The sequence below is a fragment of the Oleiphilus sp. HI0117 genome, from assembly GCF_001635235.1.
Genome location: NZ_LWGA01000660.1, coordinates 1 through 5,057, shown reverse-complemented (window position 1 = coordinate 5,057; position 5,057 = coordinate 1). Strand labels below are relative to the sequence as shown.

Sequence of the window (5,057 nt, the reverse complement as noted above, 5' to 3'; positions counted from 1 at the left end):
TCCATTGCTTTGGAGATCAGGCGGCCGAAATCGTACACATCGGTCAGGCGATTATGAATCAGGAAGGTGATGCAAATACCCTAGATTACTTCATTAATACCACATTTAACTACCCAACTATGGCAGAAGCATATCGTGTTGCGGCACTAAATGGTCTTAATCGCATATTCTGATTTTAAACTTTTCGTCATTTTTCTTCGATTTGAGAGCGTTTTTTGAACGCTCTTTTTCTTTTTGTTGTCTCAGTTCACGCTTCGGAATTCCTTCATTTGTAAGACTTTTTCTGATTTTGTAGCATTAGGGATATTTTGTAATAAAGCCGACTATCGCTACAACTGACTAAACTACGTAGCCAGACATGGAAAAGTGCCGCTTATATGATAACTCAAAGGTTTAGACTGTTTTCTTGGAGCTCCCTGTTTACACTCCTTTTAATTCTTTCCGGTTGTGGCGAGGGTGACAGTAAATATGTTCCTTTACCAGAAGACACGGAAGGAAACGAATCCTTAGACATTTTTCTAAATAGTGGTGCAGTTAAAGGCCCAGTCGCTTTCTCCGATATCTCGATCTATAGCGTCGATTTAGAGTCAGAGCGATATGCAAACTTTAAATCTGTTGCTAACGGTGTTTTTAAGGCATACGCTGACCTGGGTATATCTATTGATGGTGATTCCTTGGTTCTACCTGAAGGTCGGAGTTCTGCTCAGGTGCTGAATGATTTCGAGGCTCTGGTTGAAACAGGCTCCTATGTTTCTGAACTCGACTATTTCAAAGTAAAAGTTGAAAACGCAGGAACTATTGCAAAAGCTAAAAGCTATTTGGATGTCTATCTAGGGCTAACAAAGCCAGTTAAAGACGAGGATTCCACATTTGACTTGCTTAAGGAAGAGACAAATTCAATTGTTAAAGACAGAGTTTCGGAAGCCCTTTCCGCTTACTCTGATCTAAATGATTTTAAGCGGAAATTGAACGATGTTGATGGCTTTTATGAAGAGCTTCTCGAAGTTAGCTCATTTTCAGGTGTTAATTCGGTAGTAGCCAAATACTCAACTAAAGAGTCAGACCCGACGAAAGCAGAACACTGGTCAGCACTTAAGGACTCTTTTAGCGAACTGCAATCATTAGCAATGACAAGTAAAGAAATTGCTGAGCGCTATGATGTTGTCGCGTTTGATGAATCTAACGACGAGAAAACGCTTGTTGAAATAGCGCTTGAGACAAACGACCAAGTTGCAATTAGTAACTTGAAAGAACTTCGTGATTCCCTAGCTCAATCTTTACCTGTAATTGATCTAAAGGAGCTTGTTTATTTAGCCTATCGGAAAGAGGGAAACCCATCAGTCAAAGCAGGTTTGAATTCATTCTTTCACTCCATTATTACCTGTCAAGACCTTATATCTATCGTTCAAAATCATCGAGCTGTCTACAGTTTTTTAGGCGTGCGTGAAGGTGTTGACGCCGCTGAAGATATACAAGCTATGCATAGTGAGCTAATGAGTCTGATGCAGCAGGAGGCTCAATTAGCATTCGATAGTATTTTACTTAGTACCGATGTAGAAAACGGGGTTTCTGCCAATAGGCTATCTTACGGTTCTTCAAACGGTGCCGCGAAACTGGAAGGGCTGTTTGTCGGCCAGTATCGAGGATTTATATATATAGAAGCAAACATGGTTCCTTCATCCGTTGACCTAAATAGTGGTAAAGCTCCTATATTGAGTAAAATGGTATCAATCATCCATACCGATGACATTCTCGGATACGGCGATAATGAAGCATTAGATGAGACTCGTTATTATGTTAAGAATGGTATTGTCCAGCGCAACGCAGAAGGCGAATTAATTACATCTTTGGCAGATTTTGAGTCAGGGGCATCTGACGAGTTGTTTACGGTGCAACCCTCTCGATATACAACCCCGCTTACTTCTCTTGCGGTAGAAATTGCTCAGCAAAAAGTCATTAACCTCCAGCCTCTTGTTGAACGCTTGAACGATGGTAATGGCTATCAGGGTTCCGCCGCCAATGAGAAAAATGTCTATTTTGATCTTGGTGAACAGGCTTTAAGCGAACTTCTTGAAGAGTCGCAAAGCATTGTGTCCAGGTCTTTTAATATTACAGAGGGGGATGAGCTGAAGAATATTTTCGCTATCAGTCCGGTCACTCTTCCTCACATGAAGTACTTTCAAGATGAGCTTGAGGCATCCTATCGTTATCGCTTTAATATCGAATATTACGGCGCGATGCTCCAGTCTCTTAAGGTAGCAAGTAATTTAGATTACGAAGTAGTTCAAAACGAGATTGCCAAGGATCTGTATGACGGACAAATTGATGGCAAGCAGAATTCTGAATTTATTGAATCCTTGTCTTCGATAAATAGTCTTACGTATTTTGCAACGAGAGAGCCGTCTTCCGCATTTATCCCAGATACCACGGTGAACGTTAGTGAATTGGGCCAACTGTTAGAGCAAGAGTTTGAACTGCTTGTTGGCGAAGACTCTGATTTCGGTGAATACAATTCTTATTTGCAAAATTTAGCGTTGGTTGGAGCGGCTGGTGGTGTAGATTCTGACGGTGACGGAATGCTCGATAATGATGACCCTGACCCATCAACTCCCAATGAGATTGTCGATAATGGTTATGATGGATTGCGTTCGGTTTCTGTGCAATTCGAAGACGCTTTACTAATGCCTATAGATCAAAGTCTAGTTCTGACAATCCCAATAGAGGAAGTTCAGACAGGTGATGATGAAAAGCTAAGCTGTGCGCCTCATGACTCCCAATGTATATTGGTTGGGGATATGTCGGTTGAAATAGACGTCGCTTCCAGCATCAACGTAGCACCTGATACGCATAATGCGACTATTTCCTCTCGTCTGTTCGATAGTGGAAGTGCGCGTTTCTTAGAACTAAAAATCGATGGATCAAAAGCGGGTTCGTATTCTGCATATGTACAGCTCACAACAGAAGCTCAGGTTAACCCTGAGACAAAAGCAGTAGAGGTCGATGAACAGCAATTCGGATTTGAACTACCTTTCACAATCTTTGATTTCTCAACACTTGAATTTAGGGTTGTAAGCGAAAATCAAGATCCTGTGACAGGCTCCGAGTTCGTTAACGCAGGCTCTAAGATCGTCCTTCAATTTAAAGCAACTGATCAAATATGCGAGCTATATCCTGTTTGCGGTGACAATAATGAAAACGTCGGAGAGTTTCTCGATCTTGACTTGATTGGTGAATCTTTTTCTGTCCAATATCAAATCAATGATGAAGAGGAAGCCAGCCCCTTCCAGCTAGCAGCTTCTGAGGGCCTTACCGGCGACTTGTCAGTTATTTCAAACCTTCAGGCAGGCCAAGCCATAAATGCGACGCTTACCTATAGCGACAAACAATCGTCCATATATTTGGGGGATATAAATGCTTCGGTCGTTGATGTCGATGCTGTAGATTTTCGAGAAAAATGCCCTGAACCGTTGTCTGGAATTGATGATGTGAACGGAGATGGCGTTATAGACGCTAATGACAATCTTCCTTGTTTTGCTGACATCTTAGCAGCAACAGATAGCAAAGCCGAAGTTTACAACTCAGACCTAGATGAGTACTGGTATTTTGACGACAGTTGGCATTTTATCATTAGAGAAAGCGGCAATAGGGATAGGTTCTTAGGTCACGTACAGCTGCCTAAAGACAAGTACAGTAATTATCAAAAAGTACAGAAGCTTTTGTTCGACTCTGAATTAAGACGGATGTATCTGGCATTTAGCGGAGGTGCGATTAGCTATTACTCCTTAACTACACAATCTGTTTCATCTTTTTATATACCTAGTGTCGAAGAAGACACTTCGAACTTTGTTCTTTTAGGTTCGAACTTATTGATACAGCCTGAGACGTCTAACTCGGCAATATTCGACTCAAACGGCGATGTGGTAAGTATTAATTTTGGTTTGACGTTTCCAGAGCCGGGTAGATTACTTACCCCTCACTTAGGAAACCTTAGTTTAACTCGATTTGCCAATGATATAGCCGTACGTTACGAAATTGAGCGCTATAGGGACGGCAGTGTTCAATCACTCGAAGGCTTGAATTCTACCGATACTGTGTCATTAGACTCTGGGCAAGGTGAATTTGGTGACACGCTAACAATCTATCTTAGTGTCAAAGCGCTAGATGAACAGTTGATAGAATATAGTTATTCCACGCATTTAATTGGGACTAATGGTTTTGTCCTAAACTCTGATTATTCAGACGATGAAAATCCGCCCCTTTTAAGTGCTGGTCAGCTTGATTTGTCAGGCGCGCACATAGCAGATCATTTGTATGTCGAATGGGCTGTAAACGATATATCTACAGATTCACTAGTATATAGTTTTACTGATAAACGATATCCGTATCTGTACGAAGCCAGTAAGCTTGAATACGGAGATGTCATTGAAGCGACTATTTACCTTAAACGCTCAGCAGATTTTTCCAGTCAGCAAGACATTCGTCTTGCCACGCTTGAAGGAGTCTTTGTAGGTGATCTTGGTAATTATATTCCTGTTTTAGATACTGAATACTGGGATGAAAATCTTCATCCGGTAGATGCAAGCGTTAAAGCACGATTGATCAGTAGTACAGAGAACGATGACTTCTACGCGGCAGCAAATTTCACACCAGTTTGGTTTATTAATGATGTTGAGGTTCCAGGAGAAAGCTCTTTTGAGTTTCCGACAAACCCAGAGACAAACATCAGGTTTGGCGACGTAATATCTGTAGAATATTCGTACAGCATAGGGCAGGAGTACGGTCGTACTGAAACACTTAGGCTCCCCACTATCGAAACAGACTCTGAGCTAACTGAGTTTTCCATTACTCCCGTCGTTGTTGAGGAGGGCGAATCAGTGAGTCTAGATTTGTCCAAGTTCAGCGCTGTTGCGTTGGAAACGCTTGAAGCTCGTTGGTATATAAATGGTGAGCTGGATCGTTTAGTTAAAGATTTTACCTACCCTGGTGAAAAGCTAAGGTATGGTGATTTAATTCGTTTAGAGCTTGCTCCCCTGGTTGCTGAAGACAATGAGGTTCAA

General features: G+C 41.6%; 1 protein-coding gene and 1 pseudogene. Both read left to right on the top strand.

The annotated features are described in order from the left end of the window. Nucleotides 1-173, top strand: a pseudogene (locus tag A3757_RS25150) (NAD(P)(+) transhydrogenase); the annotation flags it as partial. A 204-nt stretch (nucleotides 174-377) separates the two neighbouring features. Then, the coding region (locus tag A3757_RS08750) for a hypothetical protein (protein WP_156506259.1) at nucleotides 378-5,057 on the top strand (4,680 nt) is incomplete at its 3' end.